Genomic DNA, 16,203 nt, shown 5'->3' on the forward strand with positions numbered 1-16,203 from the left:
CTTATCCCACCAATCCGTTCAAGTATACAAGCGTGAAGATGAAGATCCATACAACATCAAGGAAATGCCAGTATAAACCGATAATAAATACTTTACGAGCAGTAACAGGTGTTAATCCTCGTCTTACTAATTGAATGATAATGCTGATTGCCCAGAAGACACCGACTGTTACGTGAAGACCGTGTGTTCCAAGTAGTGTAAAGAATCCTGATAAGAAGGCGCTTGTTTGCATTGTTGCACCTTCGTGAACTGCGTACATATAAAACTCACGAATTTCGTAGAAAAGGAATCCTCCACCAAGGAGAAGCGTAATAACAAACCAGACTAAAAGTCCTTTTAAATCACTATTACGCATTTTAAATACTACAATCCCCATCGTGAAACTACTGAATAGTAGTAGCAATGTTTCAATCATAAAATCTTTAACTACAAATAAGTCTTCTGCAGTAGGGCCACCCGCTGTACGCGTATGATACGTTAAGTACGTTACGAACAGCGTAGAGAACAACGCGATCTCGGCGCCTAAGAAAATCCAGAATCCAAGGATATTTAGGCGACTTTGTTCTTCTTGATACTCTAACGGCAATGATTTATCTAAATGCCCTGCCATTATTTGTCACCCCCTGTAATTCCTTCAACCTTCTTAATTTCATCTACTTTTACATAGAAGCCTGGATCATAATCAAATGAGCGAATAAACATACAAGCAAAAATACCTGCTAAACCGAAGATTGCCATTGGAATCCATTCAAATACTAAGCCAAATCCACCGATAAACCAGAAAATACCTGAGATAAACGGTACACCAGAGTTGCTTGGTAAATGAATTGGTTTTAAGTCTTCTGCTTTAATGTCTGTTTCATTACGTTTTTTCATGTGCCAGAATGCATCCATTTCTTTCACATGAGGAATTACTGCAAAGTTGTAAGCTTGAACTGGTGATTTAGTCCACCACTCAAGTGTACGACCATCCCAAGGATCGTTTGCAGTGTCGCGTTTGTTTTTCCATGCACTGTATAATAAGTTAACTACTAATACGAAGAAGCCAAGACCCATTAAGAATGCACCGATTGTTGAAACTAAGTTTAATCCGTTCCAGCCAAGGTTGTCCGCATAAGTTTGCATACGACGAGTCATACCGTCTAAACCTAGGAAGAATTGTGGGAAGAAACATACGTTAAATCCAACAACAAAAATCCAGAATGAAATTTTTCCTAATTTTTCGTTCAACGTGTGACCGAAAATTTTTGGATACCAGAAGTATAAACCTGCGAAACAGCCAAACACTGTACCAGAGATTAATACATAGTGGAAGTGAGCGATTAGGAAGTAACTGTTATGATATTGATAATCGGCTGATGCCATCGCAAGCATAACCCCTGTTACCCCACCGATTACGAAGTTTGGAATAAACGCTAATGACCAAAGCATCGCAGTCGTGAATTTGATACGGCCTTTATACATTGTAAAGAGCCAGTTAAAGATTTTAACTCCGGTTGGTACGGCGATTAACATCGTTGTAATTGAGAAGAACGAGTTAACTGACGGTGAGTTACCCATTGTAAAGAAGTGATGCACCCATACAAGGTAACTTAAGAATGCGATACCGACCATTGATACAACCATTGCTTTATAACCGAATAAGTTCTTACGAGAATGTGTACTGATAACTTCTGAGAAGACACCGAATACCGGTAAAATAACGATATATACTTCAGGGTGACCCCAAATCCAGAATAAGTTAGCCCACATCATTGGAAGACCGCCGTTAGCCATTGTAAAGAAGGCTGTTCCGAATACACGGTCAAGTGTCATAAGTGCAAGCGCTACTGTTAATACAGGGAACGCGAAAATGATAATAATTGATGTGATGAAGATTGACCAAGTAAACATTGGCATTTTCATCATTGTCATGCCAGGAGCACGCATTTTTAAAATTGTTACAAAGAAGTTGATACCAGTCATTAATGTACCGGCACCAGCAATCTGTAGTGAAACGGCATAGAAGTTATTTCCGATGCCCTCACTGAATTCTTTACCTGCAAGCGGGAAGTAACTTGTCCAACCTGCATCAGGAGCTCCTCCGATTACGAAAGAAAGGTTAAATAGCATTGCTCCCATAAAGAATGTCCAGAAACTAATTGCGTTTAAGAACGGATATGCTACGTCACGCGCACCAATTTGTAATGGAACGATTACGTTCATTAGTCCGATAATAAATGGCATTGCCATGAATAAGATCATGATAACACCGTGAGCTGTGAAGACTCCGTTGTAGTGATGTTCATCTAAAATGTTCATACCCGGGAATGCAAGCTGCATACGCATCATGATTCCATCGATTCCGCCGCGGAAAAGCATTAATACAGCTGAAAGGATGTACATGACACCGAGTCTTTTATGGTCAACTGTTGTTAACCATTCTGTCCATAACCATTTCCATTTCTTGAAATATGTTAAGACAAAAACGATACCGATGACCGTCATAGCGATTGCTGCATCAGCAGCGTAAATCATAGGTTCGCCAGTGACGAAAAATTCATCTAGCTTCATTATGTCTTCCCCCAATCATTACGTTATTTAGTGTAATAAATGAATGTTATTCATGATTTGAGTGATCCATGTTTTCCATTTCTTCATTACTCGTTTTTTCGTCTTCTTTCATCTTGCTGTGATCATGTCCTGTACCACGTTCTAGCTCTTTGCCAGGAATGTATACATCTTTTGCATGGTCAATCCATTTTAAATGTGTACCGTTGTAAGTTTGACGACCAACAACGCCTGGGCTTAGGATTTGATCATATTTCTTTTCAGTCAATTTACCAGCTGTGCCTTTTACGTCACTAACCCACTCTTTGAAGTCTTTGTCCGTTTGAGCTTGAACTTCGAACTGCATTTGAGTGAAATGTTCACCAGAGAAGTTAGCACTACGTCCCATATAAGAACCAGGCTTATCAGCTTCTAAGTATAATGGCATTGACATGTTGTTCATCGAATATTTTTGTCCGCCAAGTTCTGGTACCCAGAATGAGTTCATAGGTCCTTGAGCTGTCAACTCAAATTTCACTGGCGTATCCGCTGGAATGTTTACGTAGTTAACCGTCTCGATATTTTGTTCCGGATAACTGAAAATCCATTTCCAGTTTGCAGATGTAACGTGAATCACGATTGGATCTTTATCCTTTGATTCTGCCGGTACTTCTTCTGCAGAATAGATCGCTTTAACAGTTGGCACTGCTAATAGAATTAAGATGATGATTGGGAATGCTGTCCAAATAACCTCCATCTTTAAGTTACCTTCTTGCTCAGGTGGCTCATAGTCCATGTTTTCAGGTTTTTCACGATATTTGACAAGAACAAATATAAAAATAGCAAATACGACAACAACCACGATCAACATCATCCACATAGACCAAATGATTAAATCAGATTGCGTTTTTGCAACAGGACCTTGCGGGTTCAATACAGCAAGCTTTGAACAACCGCTCAAAAATACTAGTGAAAGCGCAGATAGTAAACCTACTAGCTTCCAAAATCCTTTTTTTGGTTTCACTTAAAACTCTCCTTTCTAACAACACATGATGCGAAGCCTATATTGATGAACATTCAAAATGCGCTATCTTTCGCTAGATAACGACATTTTTATACAGACTCTCTTCCCCCTTATTTGTAGGCCACTACTATTGTAATACAAAATGACATTTTTTTCGTCCCTTTTGCTTTATTTTTTTATATTAAAAATATTCTAATATAGTGACTGTACCAATGGGGTTAGAGTGCTTCAACCTTGCGATATTCTATCACATAATTTGGTATGAATAAATGTAAATAAAAGGATTCAGCTCCCATTTCTTAACTATTTCTTTAGGAATAACTGCAAAATTAGCTTTGTATGTTTGCTTCAACATTGATATATCAATACACATCGACATAATTGAATATTTTGTGACAAATTTTCAAAGAAAATGTGACGCCTTGTATGAAACTTATTTTGCCCGTTAATTCCCCTTTACTTTGTAGCAAATATTTGATTTTTTTGCTTAAAATTCTTTCTTTCGAAAATATGAACAAAACGTGAATTTTTTAAAAAGCTTTTTATTATAGAAAAAAGCTGCGTGTTATTCACGCAGCTCTTGATCCATAAATTCTTTAACCGTGATATCATCCCCTGCTTTATCTAGCAGCGTTGTCGTTGCTGGAAACGGATGTTTAATATGACTCGGTATCTTTTCATACAGCACAAAATAATCACTTTTTGGGACCGCGGCATCAATTGTATATGTATCGTGCACCAAAGCCGCCTTTACTCGATCAATTTGTTTACTTCTATTTGTTCCTGTAAACAGCGCATATGTCCCTTTATTTGTATGGATATCATCATAATCCACTAAATTGCTCATTTTGGTACTGACTTCAATACGCAGGCGTTTGTTCCATCCTTGCTTCAATACGGCCATTCCTTCTTTATCACCAGGTATGGAGAATAAGGCTATGTATGTATTAGAGTGATCAACCCGTTTAAAATCTTGCAGCGTAATCCTTGCAGAACCATCAATGCTTTCTTTATGCTCCCAATTTCGCAAATGCTGCTGCACACTTGCAGCATTGTTTTCAATCGGATATCGAATCATCTCATACGCAACAATTACAACCGCTATACAAATGAACAGAAATAGCAACCGCTTTATCTTTCGCACATCTATTCACCTTCCTTAGCTTACTCCCCTTTTATGTAATTGCCTAAATTATAACTTCCTATTAAACCTCTGTCTATGCACTAGGAGAACTACGTTTTTTTTTACCACAAAAGGGATTTTTCAAACCTTTTGTCATAAAAATACGCTAAAAGACTCAGTAGCTGTTGAACCAAAAGAAACCGATCCCTGCCCCCCTTCTTATCTTCATAACAAAAAAAGATACCCATTTTGACACAGGTATCTTTTAGCTTATATATCGCAGCTTTCCAAAAGGAAACCCTATAAAGGGTCATTTGCTGTTCTTTTTATTACACACATCTTTCCGCACACATGTATCCTTTGACCTGATACCCATGTTTTTTGAGCTGCCGAATGCTTAAATTTCGGGAAATACTGTCAGGAACAATTACGACCACTTCTTTATATGGAATTTCTGCATGCTGTCTCTCTAAATAAGGAAGCGGAATATGGATTGCTTTTTGACAGGGGTTTTGTTTCATTTCATGAAAATGACGAACATCTACATACGAAATCGTTGTAGAAGCACAGTCGACGGTCGTCACTTTCTTTATTCCCTGCACCGGCACATAGCGTTTATAAAAACTGTAACAAATTAATAAAAGTAAAATACCTATGCTCATATATAGTATCGCCATGTTTTCCTCCCAATTAATTTATATACCCCTGTATGTATACTATATTCAAAAGAAAGAATCAACACAGAAGTACTCTATCTCATTTCTCTCTGAAAGAAAAATGGTCTTTTTACACTTTATTATGAAACCACAATAAAGTGACGAAATCAATCATTATTTATTTTGATTTTTCAAAAGATTTAAATACTAGTAAACAGATCGTTTTTTCTTATTATAATGAAGAAACGCAGAATTTTTATTTTCATTTCCCCTTTTCTTTCCCGTTAAAACTGAGGTTCGCTTATGAATAATACATTAGAACCAATGTTGCACAAGCGTTAGAAAAATGATTCTAAAAATGAAGGATGCGAGATAGAATAGTATGAACACGTGAAGGGAGAGATATAATGTTTGATTTGTACTATGTTGTATTATTTACAGATCAAGGTGAGGTAGCAGGCACCTGCCCCATCTATATAAGTCCCGAAGAAGACGTTGAAAAAGAACTGTTAAAAAATATCACTTTGCAAAAACAAAGGCTGCAGTCAAAAAAAGAAAAAGTGTTTTATTTTGACCAGGATAAAGAGGATATGACAGATTTATCAGATCACTATGCACACATCCTTACCTTTGCTAACAACGACAGCCAAATTGCAAAATGGCTGGAAGAAGCACATGAAAAACTGTGCAAAGCCGGTGAACTTTTTGTGGAGAACGGTTATTTTCAAAGCGCTTTTATGCAATATATTAATCAAAAAAACAATGTTTTAGAAAGTTACTCTTACGAAGTTTGTGAGAAATCCGTAAAATTCATATATCAAGCGAGAGACTATATTGTGATTGGCTCAGAAAAATACGAGTTAACTTAAAAATGCGATATACACAAAAAAGGAAAGCTTCGGAAACGAAAGCTTTCCTTTTTTAGATTAATCTCCATCAAGGTTTGCCCGACAATTATTATGAGACAAAGAGGTACTTTGTGCTTCATGCTTTTTTTTCTCAACCTGCATTGTCGTATCATCTTTTTCCGTTCTCCCTTTAGCGATGTGTTTAGTTTTATTTCCTTGGTTTAATATCATGTTCATTCCCCTTTCTGGTGGATATAGTGTATGAAAATAACTCACACGCCATAAGAGGAAATGATATGAAAAAGCCCCTCTTAAATTGAGTGAGCTTTCTGCCTAAAACTGCTTTTCCTTTTATTGCTGAATCCGCATGAAAGGATATTCTCTATTTTAAACGTTCGTTTCTCGTTCCTTAGTAAGCACCAAGCTTTTACGCTCTGAGGATAAATTTTATACAAAATAATAAATCTCTGTGTCAAACATCCTTTATCGTCCATATAAATAATTTCAACAGGTCGTTTTGAAGAGTAGCTTTCTTGAAGTAGCTGTCGCATAGAATTCGCTTCTTTAATTTTTAGTTTATCGAACGTATGTTCTTTTTTCAAGTGTTTTAAACTGAATAATTCTTTAGCTTTTACAGCTTAAAACGGGGAAAAGCATGGGGAAAACAATAAAAATCATACAAATATTAGGTAATTGTGATATGGTAAAAGAGATTACTCAAGTTGGGAGAGGTGCATGATGGAAAGTAACATACTTAAATGGATCCCCGTTCCTTACTTTCAATTAAATCAAGAAGGTGAAATCCTTCATTTTTCTAGTCAAGCACATTCTTATTTTTCGTCAGTCTCCAGTCTGTGGAGCATTATTCATAAAGACGACCGGAAACAAGCAATGTGGATGCTGTCACAGCACTCCTCATCTAACCCCATCATCAGGCATTTGCGTTTGAGAACGAGCGATGATACATTTGTAAATTTTAAATGCACGATTCATTGGAAAAATGGTGTAGGGCATTTGGTATGTACCGAAAAGAAGAATGTCAAGGATCCGTTAGATGTTGTATTATCTGCTCAATCCTATTTAGAAAACCCGGACAAACGATTAAAAGAGTCGGACAAGGTGCTAAATAATGCAGCAGATTTATTGTTTAACCGATTAAAACACTAATTAAGTGAACAAAGTCTAAGTTATATTCCATTATTTCTATCATTTTTAAAGTCATTAAAAGGCTACCTACAAGGGTGGCTTTTTGTTTTTGGCCTGCATGTAAAGTCATTCTCTTTTCGCCCGCACCATTTAGTACAGAGTACATACACTAATAGGCATACTTTCCATATTTATTCTTCCTAATATTTATGTTTTGCTCAGAAAAAAATTCCGAATGATCAATAAATGTTTGAACATTTTTTAAAATTGACATATATTATAAACAAACAATCATTTGAATGTTTGAATGAAGGAGGAAATCATGCCAAAAGACCGCTGTGATATTTATTGTTTTAATGAAGAAAAAGTGAATCGTATTAAGCCTGCTATCGATGCCGAAGCTGTTCAAGGTGTTTCTACCCTGTTCAAAGCGTTAGGAGATGAAACGAGGCTTAAAATCGTCTTGGCTCTGTATAAAGGCGAGGAATTATGTGTATGTGACGTAGCCAATATTGTAGGCTCTACAGTTGCCACTGCTTCTCATCACTTAAGACTGCTCCGAAATATAGGAATTGCCAATTATCGCAAAGAAGGAAAGTTAGCTTTTTATTCTTTAAGAGATGCACATATTAAACAAGTAATTGATATCATGTTTGCTAAAAAAGAAGACGTAACCATTTAAGTTTTTCTTACCGTATAGGGAGTGGGACACAATGAAACACGAAGATAAAAAAAATCATCAGCATACCGGAAACTGCTGCAGCGGATCTTCTTCACCAGAAATTGAAAGCAAGACCTGCTGCTCCTCTTCTTCAGAAGCCGCATCTACTGAAGAGCCTTCTTCCTGCGGCACAAAGAGTCATGAACACAGTTACAGCTGCTGTTCAGATACGATTGCGTTAACGACCGACAAAGGCCAGCATTCTTGCTGTAGTGATCAGGACATAGTACCAGGCGACGGTGACATAGAAGAAACGGCTGAATACCGCGTATATGGAATGGATTGTCCTTCCTGCGCCGCGACGATTGAAAAAAGTTTAAAAACATTAAACGATATTCAACATGTAGCCATTAACTACAATACAGGAAAGCTTCAAGTGGCGGCGGCAAGTGAGTCAGCTCTGTCACTCATTCCAACCTCAGTAGAAAAACTAGGGTTTAACATTGAGCCTATCCAATCAAATAAAAAAATGAAAACGTATTTGATTGAAGGAATGGACTGTGCGGCTTGTGCGAACACGATTGTGAATCATTTAAAAACAGTTCCGGCTGTCAAAGATGTACGCGTTAACTTCTCAACGGGAAAAGCACAAATTGAGCACGATAACGAAGCTGATGACATTATTAAAGAAGTATCTAAAGCTGGGTATACCGCTACTTTAGTAACCAGCAGCAGGCAGTCTGCTGAGTCGCGGCACCATAAAGGCCAAAATGGACCGATTGTTTTTTCGGGTATTCTCATCGCATTAGGTTTTATCGGTTCTCATACAGGAATTGCTTCTTATATGACAACTGTACTCTACGCTATTGCCATGATTGTTAGCGGATATAAGCCGGCTAAAAGTGCTTATTACGGGATTAAAAGCCGTTCTTTAGACATGAATGTTTTAATGACCGTTGCAGCACTTGGAGCAGCTGTTATTGGTGAATGGCTTGAAGGTGCTACGGTCGTTTGGCTATTTGCTTTAGGTGTTGCTCTACAAACAAGGTCGATTGAACAAACAAGAAACTCGATACGAGGTTTGATGGATTTAGCTCCTTCTGAAGCATGGGTGAAAGAAAATAGCCAGCTGATTAAAAAAGCAGCGGAAGATATTTCAATCGGCACTACGATTGTCGTAAAGCCAGGAGACCGAATTCCGCTAGATGGTGAAATTATAAACGGCGAATCCAGTATCAACCAAGCTCCTATTACAGGTGAATCTATTCCAGTTGATAAAGTAATCGGTGATGCTGTTTATGCAGGCACCATTAACGAAAACGGATCGTTAGAAATTAAGGTAACAAAGCTAGTCGAAGATACGACGATTTCTAAAATTATTCATTTAGTGGAAGAAGCACAGGAGAAAAAAGCACCGACTCAAGCATTTGTTGATAAATTTACAACCATTTACACGCCTATCGTCTTTATTTTAGCTTTATTCATTATGGTCATCCCTCCCCTGTTTGATGGTGCATGGAGTGACTGGTTTTACAAGGGGCTTGAATTATTAGTTGTGGCTTGTCCATGTGCGCTAGTCATTTCTACTCCCGTCGCCATTGTATCTGCGATTGGAAACGCGGCGAAAAATGGCGTGCTCATTAAAGGCGGGACGTTTTTAGAAAAAGCAGGTGCAATCAATGCGATTGCTTTTGATAAAACAGGAACGCTAACAGAAGGCAAACCAGCCGTTTCAGAGGTTGTTTCCCTTGCTGCTGAAGAAAATCAGCTCTTAGCAATAACAAAAACGCTTGAAGATTATTCGAATCACCCCATTGCCCGCGCTATTGTGGATTATGCAGAGGAGAAAAAAGTCGTTTCTTTACAAGGATCAAATTTTAAAATCCTTACAGGAAAAGGCGTGCAGGCAGCGATTCAAGAAACGGTTTATTACGCAGGTAATGCAAAATTATTCTCAGATTTAGGAACACCTCTATCCCACTGCTGGTCTCATATTGAAAAGCTTCAAAACGAAGGTAAAACGATTGTTATTGTCGGAACAGCTAAAAGTGTTCTAGGCATTATTAGCGTAGCTGATACCATCAGACATACAACCGTATCTGCTTTAGAAAGCCTCAAACAAAACGGAATGCAGCAAATTGTGATGTTGACCGGTGATAACGAAGGAACAGCTAAAATGATTGCCTCTGAGTCTCGGGTAGACCGCTATTTCGCTGATTTGCTGCCTGAAGACAAAGTAAAGGCCATACAGCAGCTTCAACATGAAGGGTATCAAACCGCTATGGTTGGAGATGGAATTAATGACGCCCCTGCCCTCGCAACTGCTGATCTTGGCATTGCAATGGGCGGTGCTGGTACTGATACGGCCATGGAAACAGCTGATATTGTCCTGATGGCAGATAATTTAGAAAAGCTTCCTCATACGATGAAGCTAAGCCGCAAAGCATTAGCTGTCATCAAACAAAACATTTGGTTTTCTATTATTGTTAAAGTCATCGCCTTAGCCTTTATCTTCCCAGGTTGGCTTACTCTATGGATTGCCGTCTTAAGCGATACAGGAGCAGCGCTACTTGTTATTTTAAACAGCCTTCGCTTACTCAAAATGAAAAAATAAATGTAATCCATAAGCTTTCCAGCAGGCGTTGGAAAGCTTATTTTCTAGGAGGGTTTACGTGAATAACCGCTGGAATCAATTTATTTATAAGTGTTGGGCCCCTTTTTATGATGCGTTTTTTAATAACGGGATGTTTTATCGAGCCAGAAAAAAAGTCTTTCAAGACGTCCACTTTTCATCTGAACAGCGCATTTTATTTGTAGGCGTTGGAACAGGAGCGGATTTAGCTTTTATTCCTCATGAAGTAAATGTAACAGCCATCGACTATTCCAGTGAAATGCTTCAAAAAGCAAAAGATAAATACAAAAATCCATCTATAACCTTCCACCAAATGGACGCTCAGCAGCTAACGTTCGACTCTTTTTCGTTTGATGTGGTTGTAGCAAGCTTAATTCTTAGCGTAGTACCTGTTGCGGAGCAAGCTTTAAAAGAAATGACAAGAGTAGTAAAGCCTAAGGGCACTATCCTGATTTTTGATAAATTTGAAACCAAAAAGAAATCAGCGGCTTTTCCTAAAAAAATATTCCGCCCTTTCGTAAAATTACTAGGAACGGATATTGGACTCTCTTTTGAACATATGTTTGAAGCAAGCCGAGATCAGCTTATCTTGAAGGAAAATTCAAGCGTCATGTTGAAAGGTATGTATCGGAAAATTATTCTGCAGAAAGTTGATGAATGACTTCAAAGACGAATTATGTCTTTTTAACAGGATGGATGTACATATTATTGTCTATCTTTAATTGAAGAAAGGATGAATATTTTGATGATGAAATCAAAGGTCATAACAGTTGTCCTTGCAGCAAGCGTGGTCTCCGGCTGAGGAAACGAAAGTAAAGAAAGTTCAGGCAGCAAACGTACTGAAGCAACACAACATGAAGAACATCAGCAGCACACATTAGGTGATAAACGAGAAGAAACAAAAAATAGTGAAACTCTTCCCTCTTTTCTGAGTGACAAGCCCGAAGACATGCAGCTTATTTATGCAGCTGCTGCTAAGCATCAAACCTTACTAGAAAACATTCCTTGCTACTGCGGATGTGGAGAAGAAGCTAATCATCAAAACAACTACGACTGTTTTATCTTCGAAAACAAAGAAAACGGCTCAGTGACGTGGGATGATCACGGAACAAAATGCGGCGTCTGTTTAGAAATAGCAGCTCAAGCTGTAGTAGACTACAGCAAAGGCAAAAGCATAGAAGACATTCGTCAAGAAATTGATGATAAATATAAGGAAGGCTATGCTACGCCTACTCCTACGCCCGAAGTATGATGCTTAAGTATAAAAATGATAAAATCTCGTTTGACCCCAGCTTTTAAGTCCTTGTAAAACGCCATAATGTAAAAATAACACATTTGGACGTTTATTTACTGAATCCTCAGGGAATATGCTTTCTAACACCCAAATATAACCATGAGAGGAGAAAAAAACTATGAGTAATTCTGTAGAAACAAATCATTCAGCAAAAGTTGAAGGAGCAATTAATTCTATGAGCGAGGAGAAAAAAGAAGATATTCTCTCTAGCTTCGAAGGATTTAAAAGTTATCTAGGGGACAAGGTCTCAAAAGGCGAAAAGTTAGGGATGAATGAGGAACAGCTGGCTAAAACAGCTCAGAAAGTAGCTGATTACCTTGCTAAGCACGAAGAGCCGCGCAATCGAGAGGAAAACCTGCTTCACGAACTGTGGAGAGTTGGAGACAAAGAACAGCAGCATCACCTTGCCCATATGCTTGTAAGATTAGTTCAATAAATAAAAAAGATGACACGCTGCCGTGTCATCTTTTTTATTTACAGATATTAAACAGCTGGAATGATAATTTGCTGACCAATTTGTAATTTTGCAGGATCTGCGTCAGGATTTGCATCCTGCAGCTGCTGAACGGTCATGCTATATTTTTTCGCAATGCTATAGAACGTATCTCCTGCTTGTACAGTATACGTAGTGACAGGAAGAACAATTTGCTGACCAATTTGCAGTTTTGTAGGATCTACGCCAGGATTTGCACCCTGCAGCTGCTGAACGGTGATATTATACTTCTTTGCAATGCTATAAAATGTATCTCCAGATTGAATGGTATAGAATGTAACTTGATTAGAAGGTAAGTTTAAATACTTAGCAATTCCACGCGCGTGCGCTTCTCCCACTTCTCGAAGAAACGTAGCGCTTTTTAATTTTTCAGCGTCGGCTGTCGTATCGATAAACAAGTTTTCTGTTAAAACAGCTGGCATATTTGTTTCACTCAGTACAGCGTAATTGGCCGTTTTTAAACCGCGATCTGCAATCGTTCCAAATTTCCGCATGATTGTTAAAATCTCCGTATGCAGCTCTTTTTGTAAAAGAGAAGATTGACTTCCCTCTTGTGATGGATACCGATACGTTTCAAATCCAGTACCGCTGCCAGCATTAATGTGCATAGAAACAAAAATATCCGCTCCCCATGCATTAGCCCGGTTCGCTCGATCTGATAATGAAACGAACACATCGGTTGAACGAGTTACTTGAACATCTACGGAATAGTTATGTTCTAAATACGCCCGCGCGTGTAGTACAAGCTGCAGCGTAATATCTTTTTCACGCAAATTATTTCCTAAAGCGCCTGAATCTGTACCGCCGTGTCCTGCATCTAGCCATATTTTTTTCATGTGAACCTTTCCTTTCAATCATAATATGAAAGAACTTGTGATTAACACCGGCTTTGCCTGATGTTTTATCTCTCATTCTATATATATATGTGATTGGACAAGAAGGGTTCGTCCCCTTAAAACATTCGAAAAAATTCACACAAGAAAGCAGGATTTCGCTAGGTATTCTCCGCTGTTTTAAAGCACAAAATAAAGATGAACAAATGGGATACATGAGCTGGACTGCTTGTTACACCGCTGTTGATTTCCGTGCAAGACTTCGCTTTCCGCGGGCGGCCGGTAAGACTCCTCGTCGCTTGCGCTTCTGCGGGGTCTCACCTATTTCGCTTTTCCCGCAGGAGTCTTCGCCTTGCCCTCCAATCACCAGCTAGAAGCAACTACATAAATGAAACCTACTTTTACTATAGACATAAAAAATCCGAACGAATTGGATTTATCGTTCGGATCTCCCTTTAACTAACCTATGTCCACGCCTTTTAATAGAGATAAAAAGCAGGTTTACCGTCTTATCTTCTTCTATTTCTCACTAAAAGCAATTTTTAAGCCAATAAGCGTAAAGATAGAGCCTTGCACGAGATTAAGCCGCTTAGACAGCGCTGGAGATTTTCGCAAAAACTCCCCTACTTTCCCTGCAAATAGACTAATTAACGTGAAAATAATCAGCGCTTGAACTAAAAATACAGCTCCATAAACAAGCATTTGCTGTGTGGCGTGTCCGGTTGAATGATGAACAAACTGAGGTAAAAGAGCAAGAAAAAAGAGCGAAACTTTTGGATTTAGCAGATTCATAATCACTCCTTTTTTATATAGCACCTTGTACTCAACCGCTTCTTTGTTTTCAACAGCGAGAGCTGAATCTTTTGCTGTAAACGTCTTATAAGCCAGATATAATAAATAAGCTGCTCCAGCGTATTTTACAATAGCAAACGCTAAAGCCGATTGATAGATAACAGCGGATAGACCCAATGTTGCTGCAGCTATATGACCAAGCAAGCCCGTACAAAGCCCTAATGAAGTCGAGATTCCTGCATATTTACCGTTTGATATGCTTTGTGCTAAAACAAATAAGTTATCAGGTCCAGGCATAACCGTAAGCAAAGCGGCTACGCCTAAAAAAGAAGTGATTGATACGATATCCATAAGTCGTTCTCCCCCTGCATGATTTTGCCCACCATTATAGCATTTTTTACTATCTAGTATTCAAAAAAATAAAATCTATTCATAAAAAAGCAGCCTCAACTATTCAGGCTGCTTTTTTACTACTTATTTAATTTGTTTTTCTATCATTTGTTCTTTAGCTGAGGCAGTCTGTGCTTCCGCTGCTTTCATTTCATTATTAACATCGATTGCTTCTTTTAAATACTCTGTTTTGTATCCGCTTTTAAGTGCCCAAGCATAAAAGAAAAGTGCAACAATTGCAATAAGACCCATATCCCAGCCGTATTTAATAATATTGAGTCCCCCGAACTTTTCACTTCCTATCCAAGAGATTGTCATCATACATAATAAGTAGACAATCATCCAAACGCCAGCTCGGAAGTTTTGACCAAAGCCTTTCCATTTTGATTTTGCTTGGTAGTAAAAATAAATCGGTAACCCTATTAAAATAATAAATAATACCTGTCCAGTTAACGGCCATCTTGCCCAGTAAAGAGTAAGTGAAGCAAAGATGAAGCCAAGAGGCGCTATTACATTTAACCCTTTTATACGTAAAGGTCTATAAAGCTCGGTCCCCGTTTTTCTTAACGTCATAGCTGTGATAGGACCAGTAAGATATGAAATTAACGTAGCTACAGAAATAATTTCGGCTAAAATTCCCCAGCCTCTAAATAAAAATAAAAAGATGAATGAGACAAATAGATTAAAAAACATGGCTTGACGAGGAACTCCATAAAGCGGATGAACTCGTCCCAATATATTCGGCAAATATTTATTTTTTTCCATACCATAAATCATGCGTGACGTGGTAGCTGTATACGTAATACCTGTTCCTGATGGCGATACAAAAGCATCGGCATATAAAACAATAACAAGCCAGTTAATATTTAACGCAATCGCTAGATCGGCAAACGGCGAATTAAAGTTAAGATGACTCCATCCTTTTACGATTTCTGAAGGATTTACCGCTCCAATAAACGCAATTTGAAGCAATACATAGATCACGGTCGCAATTAAAATGGAGCCTACTACTGCAATCGGAATAGAGCGTCCCGGATTTTTCGCTTCTCCCGCCATATTAATGGGGCTTTGAAAACCGTTAAAAGCAAACACAATCCCAGACGTAGCAACAGCTGTCAAAACGCTTGCCCATCCATTTGGAGCAACGCCTCCTGCAGAGGAGAAGTTTCCTCCGTGAAATCCTGCAAATAAAAGAGCACCAATTGTAAGCCCTGGAATTACAATCTTGAACACGGTAATAAGTGAATTAGCTTTCGAAAATAAGCCTACGGTCCAGTAATTTAGAAGAAAATAAATGATTAATAGTCCTGTAGCAATAGCCAAGCCTTTTCCGGTAAGAATCCCGTTTTCTACTAAACTGCCTGTCCATTTCGCCCACTCCCACGGCCATGAACTCATATACTGAACAGAAGCAACGGCTTCAACAGGAATAACCGATACGATTGCAATCCAGTTTGCCCAAGCCGCAATAAAGCCCAGAAATGAGCCGTGCGAGTATTGCGTATACTTAACCATACCTCCTGCTTCTGGAAACATCGATCCTAGTTCACTGTAAGAAAGAGCTATAAATAAAATAACAACCATTCCAATAATCCAAGAAGCAATTGCTGCGGGACCTGCAATTTGAGCAGCTCTCCATGCCCCAAACAGCCATCCTGATCCAATAATAGATCCAAGACCAACCATCATGAGAGAAAACGTTCCCATTTTTCTATGTAAGTTATTCATGTATCTAACACCTTTCTTCTATATTTTCTGAGAAGTTAGTTATTAAGCGCTTTC

General features: G+C 38.4%; 16 protein-coding genes and 1 pseudogene. 7 read left to right on the top strand and 10 right to left on the bottom strand.

What is annotated here, in order from left to right; translation table 11 throughout:
* Position 1: 1 nt before the first annotated feature.
* The 5 genes from qoxC to Q5794_RS16440 form a co-directional block, all read right to left on the bottom strand.
* Positions 2 to 610 carry a cytochrome aa3 quinol oxidase subunit III gene (qoxC, locus tag Q5794_RS16420; RefSeq protein WP_192994219.1) on the bottom strand — a complete coding sequence of 203 codons (609 nt, stop codon included), beginning with the start codon at positions 608 to 610 and terminating at the stop codon, positions 2 to 4.
* Positions 610 to 2,553: a cytochrome aa3 quinol oxidase subunit I gene (gene qoxB, locus Q5794_RS16425; RefSeq protein ID WP_214988367.1), complete on the bottom strand. Its 1,944-nt coding sequence runs from the start codon at positions 2,551 to 2,553 to the stop codon at positions 610 to 612. The genes qoxC and qoxB overlap by 1 nt, the downstream gene beginning before the upstream one ends.
* 46 nt (positions 2,554 to 2,599) lie before the next feature.
* Complete coding sequence (gene qoxA, locus Q5794_RS16430; RefSeq protein ID WP_013057827.1) at positions 2,600 to 3,553, bottom strand: cytochrome aa3 quinol oxidase subunit II; 954 nt, start codon at positions 3,551 to 3,553, stop codon at positions 2,600 to 2,602.
* Between the two features lie 565 nt (positions 3,554 to 4,118).
* Positions 4,119 to 4,697 carry a hypothetical protein gene (locus Q5794_RS16435; protein WP_057244438.1) on the bottom strand — a complete coding sequence of 193 codons (579 nt, stop codon included), beginning with the start codon at positions 4,695 to 4,697 and terminating at the stop codon, positions 4,119 to 4,121.
* A 308-nt stretch (positions 4,698 to 5,005) separates the two neighbouring features.
* Positions 5,006 to 5,353 (bottom strand): hypothetical protein, encoded by a 348-nt coding sequence (locus Q5794_RS16440; protein WP_013057829.1) that lies wholly within the window; start codon positions 5,351 to 5,353, stop codon positions 5,006 to 5,008.
* Positions 5,354 to 5,739: 386 nt separating this feature from the next.
* Between Q5794_RS16440 and Q5794_RS16445 the strand changes: the two genes are divergently transcribed.
* On the top strand, positions 5,740 to 6,201 hold the full coding sequence (locus Q5794_RS16445; protein WP_214988365.1) for a hypothetical protein: 462 nt from the start codon (positions 5,740 to 5,742) through the stop codon (positions 6,199 to 6,201).
* Positions 6,202 to 6,258: 57 nt separating this feature from the next.
* Here the strand turns inward: Q5794_RS16445 and Q5794_RS16450 are convergent, their stop codons facing one another.
* The gene (locus Q5794_RS16450; protein WP_214988363.1) at positions 6,259 to 6,411 is read right to left on the bottom strand and encodes a hypothetical protein; all 153 of its coding nucleotides are present in this window, start codon (positions 6,409 to 6,411) and stop codon (positions 6,259 to 6,261) included.
* Between the two features lie 504 nt (positions 6,412 to 6,915).
* Between Q5794_RS16450 and Q5794_RS16455 the strand changes: the two genes are divergently transcribed.
* The 6 genes and pseudogenes from Q5794_RS16455 (at position 6,916) to Q5794_RS16480 (ending at position 12,349) form a co-directional block, all read left to right on the top strand.
* A complete protein-coding gene (locus Q5794_RS16455) occupies positions 6,916 to 7,347 on the top strand; it encodes a PAS domain-containing protein (RefSeq protein WP_214988361.1) in 432 nt (143 codons plus the stop codon).
* A gap of 301 nt (positions 7,348 to 7,648) precedes the next feature.
* Positions 7,649 to 8,008: a metalloregulator ArsR/SmtB family transcription factor gene (locus Q5794_RS16460; RefSeq protein WP_074895007.1), complete on the top strand. Its 360-nt coding sequence runs from the start codon at positions 7,649 to 7,651 to the stop codon at positions 8,006 to 8,008.
* Positions 8,009 to 8,039: 31 nt separating this feature from the next.
* Positions 8,040 to 10,601, top strand: a complete 2,562-nt coding sequence (locus Q5794_RS16465; protein ID WP_214988359.1) for a heavy metal translocating P-type ATPase — start codon at positions 8,040 to 8,042, stop codon at positions 10,599 to 10,601.
* Between the two features lie 58 nt (positions 10,602 to 10,659).
* The gene (locus Q5794_RS16470; protein WP_214988357.1) at positions 10,660 to 11,280 is read left to right on the top strand and encodes a class I SAM-dependent methyltransferase; all 621 of its coding nucleotides are present in this window, start codon (positions 10,660 to 10,662) and stop codon (positions 11,278 to 11,280) included.
* Between the two features lie 174 nt (positions 11,281 to 11,454).
* Positions 11,455 to 11,871 (top strand): annotated as a pseudogene (locus Q5794_RS16475) (PCYCGC motif-containing (lipo)protein); the annotation flags it as partial.
* A 160-nt stretch (positions 11,872 to 12,031) separates the two neighbouring features.
* Entirely contained in the window at positions 12,032 to 12,349 is a 318-nt protein-coding gene (locus tag Q5794_RS16480; RefSeq protein WP_192994239.1) for a DUF3243 domain-containing protein, read from the top strand.
* A gap of 47 nt (positions 12,350 to 12,396) precedes the next feature.
* Here the strand turns inward: Q5794_RS16480 and Q5794_RS16485 are convergent, their stop codons facing one another.
* From Q5794_RS16485 to Q5794_RS16500, 4 genes are all read right to left on the bottom strand, one after another.
* A complete protein-coding gene (locus Q5794_RS16485; protein WP_374988161.1) occupies positions 12,397 to 13,242 on the bottom strand; it encodes an N-acetylmuramoyl-L-alanine amidase in 846 nt (281 codons plus the stop codon).
* A 229-nt stretch (positions 13,243 to 13,471) separates the two neighbouring features.
* Positions 13,472 to 13,606 (bottom strand): hypothetical protein, encoded by a 135-nt coding sequence (locus tag Q5794_RS16490; RefSeq protein WP_285229696.1) that lies wholly within the window; start codon positions 13,604 to 13,606, stop codon positions 13,472 to 13,474.
* Positions 13,607 to 13,758: 152 nt separating this feature from the next.
* The gene (locus Q5794_RS16495; RefSeq protein ID WP_192994243.1) at positions 13,759 to 14,382 is read right to left on the bottom strand and encodes a LysE family translocator; all 624 of its coding nucleotides are present in this window, start codon (positions 14,380 to 14,382) and stop codon (positions 13,759 to 13,761) included.
* A 123-nt stretch (positions 14,383 to 14,505) separates the two neighbouring features.
* Positions 14,506 to 16,149 carry an APC family permease gene (locus Q5794_RS16500; RefSeq protein WP_192994245.1) on the bottom strand — a complete coding sequence of 548 codons (1,644 nt, stop codon included), beginning with the start codon at positions 16,147 to 16,149 and terminating at the stop codon, positions 14,506 to 14,508.
* Between the last annotated feature and the right edge of the window lie 54 nt (positions 16,150 to 16,203).

The sequence above is a fragment of the Priestia megaterium genome, from assembly GCF_041941685.1.
Lineage (GTDB): Bacteria > Bacillota > Bacilli > Bacillales > Bacillaceae_H > Priestia > Priestia megaterium_C.

Bases quoted from the DNA above. Each gene is read 5' to 3' on its own strand.
- qoxC (WP_192994219.1), bottom strand. From the start codon at position 610: ATGGCAGGGCATTTAGATAAATCATTGCCGTTAGAGTATCAAGAAGAA.
- qoxB (WP_214988367.1), bottom strand. From the start codon at position 2,553: ATGAAGCTAGATGAATTTTTCGTCACTGGCGAACCTATGATTTACGCT.
- Q5794_RS16440 (WP_013057829.1), bottom strand. From the start codon at position 5,353: ATGGCGATACTATATATGAGCATAGGTATTTTACTTTTATTAATTTGT.
- Q5794_RS16445 (WP_214988365.1), top strand. From the start codon at position 5,740: ATGTTTGATTTGTACTATGTTGTATTATTTACAGATCAAGGTGAGGTA.
- Q5794_RS16450 (WP_214988363.1), bottom strand. From the start codon at position 6,411: ATGATATTAAACCAAGGAAATAAAACTAAACACATCGCTAAAGGGAGA.
- Q5794_RS16455 (WP_214988361.1), top strand. From the start codon at position 6,916: ATGATGGAAAGTAACATACTTAAATGGATCCCCGTTCCTTACTTTCAA.
- Q5794_RS16460 (WP_074895007.1), top strand. From the start codon at position 7,649: ATGCCAAAAGACCGCTGTGATATTTATTGTTTTAATGAAGAAAAAGTG.
- Q5794_RS16465 (WP_214988359.1), top strand. From the start codon at position 8,040: ATGAAACACGAAGATAAAAAAAATCATCAGCATACCGGAAACTGCTGC.
- Q5794_RS16480 (WP_192994239.1), top strand. From the start codon at position 12,032: ATGAGTAATTCTGTAGAAACAAATCATTCAGCAAAAGTTGAAGGAGCA.
- Q5794_RS16485 (WP_374988161.1), bottom strand. From the start codon at position 13,242: ATGAAAAAAATATGGCTAGATGCAGGACACGGCGGTACAGATTCAGGC.
- Q5794_RS16495 (WP_192994243.1), bottom strand. From the start codon at position 14,382: ATGGATATCGTATCAATCACTTCTTTTTTAGGCGTAGCCGCTTTGCTT.
- Q5794_RS16500 (WP_192994245.1), bottom strand. From the start codon at position 16,149: ATGAATAACTTACATAGAAAAATGGGAACGTTTTCTCTCATGATGGTT.